Origin of the sequence: Methyloceanibacter sp. (assembly GCF_049590335.1) — a bacterium.
In the GTDB taxonomy this organism is placed as follows: domain Bacteria; phylum Pseudomonadota; class Alphaproteobacteria; order Rhizobiales; family Methyloligellaceae; genus Methyloceanibacter.
In genome coordinates this window covers 1-3,688 of sequence record NZ_JBAWCQ010000050.1, presented here as the reverse complement: position 1 = coordinate 3,688, position 3,688 = coordinate 1, and the positions used below count along the sequence as shown (strand labels likewise).

Sequence of the window (3,688 nt, the reverse complement as noted above, 5' to 3'; positions counted from 1 at the left end):
TGGCATCGTTGGGCTGTACGACTCCAAGACTGAAGACAGCGAGCAGCACTTGAACCTGCTCTTGGGTCTCAGCGCGCCGACCGGATCCATCACCGAGCGGGGCCGGATCCTGACGCCGATGGGAGGCGCGCCGATCGTGCGCCTGCCCTATGCCATGCAGCTTGGCTCGGGCACATGGGATTTCGTGCCGGGACTCATCTACACGACCCGCACCGGCAATCTGTCTTTCGGGGCACAATACCGGGGCAATTTCCGCCTGGAGGACGAGAACGCCGAGGGCTACCGCCTGGGCAATCTGCACCAGGCAACGGGCTGGGCCGCCTATGAATGGGCGCCTTGGATCAGCAGCTCGCTTCGGTTCGCCTATCAAAGCCTCGGCGATATCAACGGCATGGATCTCGATATCTCTGGTCCGCTGCAAACCGCCAATCCAGACTTCTATGGGGGAGACCGGGCGGATCTTCTGCTCGGCGTCAACCTCATCGGCCAAAAAGGCGTGACGTGCGGTCACCGCGTTGCGGCGGACCTTCTTCCAGCGGCTCAATGGTCCACAGATGGAGACCGACTACACCTTCACGGTCGGCTGGCAGAAGACCCTAGGCGACTGCTGAGGCTGGCCCGATCACACAGGCGTGACGTGTTGCTGCCTTCCTGAGGGCCCCGATCTTTCCTATTCTGGTTGGCGGGACTTCTGGGGAGACGGGCTCGGGTGAAGCCACGCAGACCTGCGTGGCCGCCGTAAATCCAGCCAAGACGTCATAAATTCTAGGGAGCGCACCATGATGTCAAAGCTGGCTCAGCTCGTTGCAGTTTGCGCCCTGCTCTTTGCACCGCTTGCTCTTTCCGCCCATCAGGGTGCGACGGGCGTGGTCAAGGAGCGCATGGACCTCATGAAAACTCAGAAGGAGGCCATGAAGGTCATCGGAGCCATGGCCAAGGGCAAAGTGCCATTTGATGCGGCGAAGGCGAGCACCGCGGCGCAAGAGATCGAGACCACTGCCGCGAAGATCCCCGAGCTCTTCCCGGAGGGAACCACAGGCCATCCGAGCGAAGCCAAGCCGGAAATCTGGATGCAGTGGGACAAGTTCACGGCGGATGCTGAAGGACTGGAAACGGCGGCCGCTACTCTGAAGATGGCGCTGGAAGGGGAAGCGCCCGAGTGGAAGGCTAAATTCAAGGGCGTGATCGACGCCTGCAAGGCCTGCCACAAGACCTTCCGCGCGGAAAAAAGAAGAAATAGGTGAGGTCACTTCAAAGGTTGCTGTGACGGCGCGCGGGCCCCACTATCTGAACAGGCTGCGAAACAAGAACTGGGTCCGGGCCTCCGGCACCGCATGATCGACAAGCTCGAATTTCTCATCACGCTCTCCAGAGAGCGCCATTTTGGGCACGCTGCAGAAAGCTGCGGCGTAAGCCAGCCGACGTTCTCGGCTGGGATCAAGCAGCTTGAGGACACGCTCGGAGTGCTTCTGGTCGAGCGCGGGTCGCGTTTCCGCGGATTCACGCCCGAGGGCGAACGCGTTTTGGACTGGGCTCGGCGAATTGTGTCCGACATGCGGGCCATGCGGCAGGAAGTCGACGCACTCAAGTACGGCCTTGCGGGACATTTGCGGATCGCGGCGATCCCGACCGCCCTGCCCATCGTGGCCCTGCTGACCACCCCCTACCAGGCGCATCATCCGGACGTGCGTTTCACCCTTCTCTCCCGCACATCGATCGAGGTCTTGAGTATGCTGGAGAATCTGGAGATCGACGCCGGCCTGACCTATTTGGACAACGAGCCCTTGGGCCGCGTGCAGTCCCTCCCGCTCTACACCGAGTACTACCGCCTACTCGCATCCACCGACGGCCCGCTGGCGGATCGCGAATCCGTCACCTGGCAGGAGGTGGGCCACATGCCGCTCTGCCTCCTGACCCCCGACATGCAGAATCGTCGGATTATTGATGCGCAGCTGCGTGAGGCAGGAGTGGATCTCGTCCCGAGGCTGGAATCGGACTCTGTCATCGTTCTGATTGCCCATGTCCACACGGGAAAATGGAACAGCGTCATGCCGGCGAGGCTGGCGGACGTGTTAGGCGTGAGCAAGAATGTGCGCACCATCCCGATCGTCGATCCCGTGGTGACACACTCGATCGGGCTCGTCGTGCCTCACCGCAACCCGCTGACACCGCTGATCAATGCTCTCGTAGCGGAGGCCAAGCAGCTTGTGCCGGTCTTGGAGGGAATCGCGTCGACGAAGACGCCCGAGGAAACTTTGGGCACCTAGCGCCGTAAGCTCATAGCCTTTGAGAAAGCAGTCCCCCTTGCCGCCCGCCGGCGCGGGTCGACGCTCCCTCGCCTCATCCATGTTTGCTTTTTTTTGCGGAACGCTTCCGCTGTGCGCGAGTTGCCGCCGCAACGAAAACGGCCGCCCCAAACCATGGTACGGCCGCCCGCTTCGCGTGCAAGCCCGGCGCGATCTACGCGCCGGGCTTGCCGGGCATCACGGCAACGCCCCAGGGGAGACGCCCCACAGGCACTGACTTGGTCGCCTTCATCGACTCCAGGTCGATGATGGTCATGTCGTTCGTGAGGCCGTTGGCCACATAGTAGCGTTTTCCGTCGGCGCTCGGCTCGCCGTGCCAGGGACGCTGGCCGACCAGGATGTAGTCCACGACTTCCTTCTTGTCGGTGTCGATGACGGCCACACGATTGGAAGGGCCAAGCGGCACCATGATGAAAGCGCCGTCCTTGACGAAGTCCATGCCGACCGGCTGAAGCTGCTCGGGGCGCACGCCCGGCACTTCAAAGGTGATCTTTTTGGTGATCTCCCAGGTCGTCGGATCGATCACGGAGACGGTACCACCCACCTCCGACGCGACCCACAGCTCCTTGCCGTCCTTGGTCCACTTGGCCTCGCGCGGACGAGAGTCGACCAAAACATTGGCCACAAGCTGCTGGGATGCATTCTCGATGATATGCGCCATGCTCGTGCTCTCGGACGTAGCCGCGGTGTACTTATTGTCGGGGCTCACAGCCATGCCTTCGGGCTCGACGCCCACCGGCACCTCGGCCAGCACGTCTCCGCTCGCAACCTCCATGATGGTGACCATGCTGTCGTCTTCGTTGGCGATGTAGATTATCTTCCCATCGGGATCGACATCCATCAGCTCGGGATCGGGACCGCTTTCCAGCTGCCGCGTGATCTCCAGTGTGTTGGTATCAATCACGTCGATAATGTCTCCGTCGCCCGCCGCCACAAACAGCTCCTTGTAGTCGGGGCCCAGGATGATGCCGCGCGGACGGCGCGCCGTCTTGACAGTCTTAATGACCTCCAGCGTGTCTCCATCGATGACGGTAATGGTGTTGTCTTTTTCATTGGAGACGAAGATCGTTTCCGCGTGAGCCAGCTGGGCGGAGCCGAGAAGGAGCGCGGTCGCGCAAACAGTAGCAAGGCCAATGCGTGTCATGGGGTACCCTTTGCGTAAGCTCGTTAGAATTTGCACTTTGATTCGGGTTCGTCGAAACCGAGTGTGTCGGTAACGTATTTGGGATGCAGGAAGCCTTCCTGTGGCGATGTGGTGACAGGCACACGCGTGCCGCCGCCAAGAATGATGGGCTGACGCATCTGGTGATCCCATGGCCGGAAGCTCAGAGCCTGCCCCTTGAAGGCCTCGAGCCGGAACTGATCAGACAGCATGTAGTCCT

3 protein-coding genes and 2 pseudogenes are annotated in these 3,688 nt (G+C 61.3%); 3 read left to right on the top strand and 2 right to left on the bottom strand.

What is annotated here, in order from left to right; genetic code table 11:
* The 3 genes and pseudogenes from WBQ77_RS03370 to WBQ77_RS03360 form a co-directional block, all read left to right on the top strand.
* Positions 1-655: pseudogene (locus WBQ77_RS03370) on the top strand (hypothetical protein); the annotation flags it as partial.
* Between the two features lie 124 nt (positions 656-779).
* Complete coding sequence (locus WBQ77_RS03365; RefSeq protein WP_424042482.1) at positions 780-1,244, top strand: c-type cytochrome; 465 nt, start codon at positions 780-782, stop codon at positions 1,242-1,244.
* 90 nt (positions 1,245-1,334) lie between these two features.
* Positions 1,335-2,267: a LysR family transcriptional regulator gene (locus WBQ77_RS03360; RefSeq protein WP_424058929.1), complete on the top strand. Its 933-nt coding sequence runs from the start codon at positions 1,335-1,337 to the stop codon at positions 2,265-2,267.
* A 193-nt stretch (positions 2,268-2,460) separates the two neighbouring features.
* Here the strand turns inward: WBQ77_RS03360 and WBQ77_RS03355 are convergent, their stop codons facing one another.
* Complete coding sequence (locus WBQ77_RS03355; protein ID WP_424058927.1) at positions 2,461-3,450, bottom strand: PQQ-dependent catabolism-associated beta-propeller protein; 990 nt, start codon at positions 3,448-3,450, stop codon at positions 2,461-2,463.
* Between the two features lie 23 nt (positions 3,451-3,473).
* A pseudogene (locus WBQ77_RS03350) lies at positions 3,474-3,688 on the bottom strand (hypothetical protein); the annotation flags it as partial.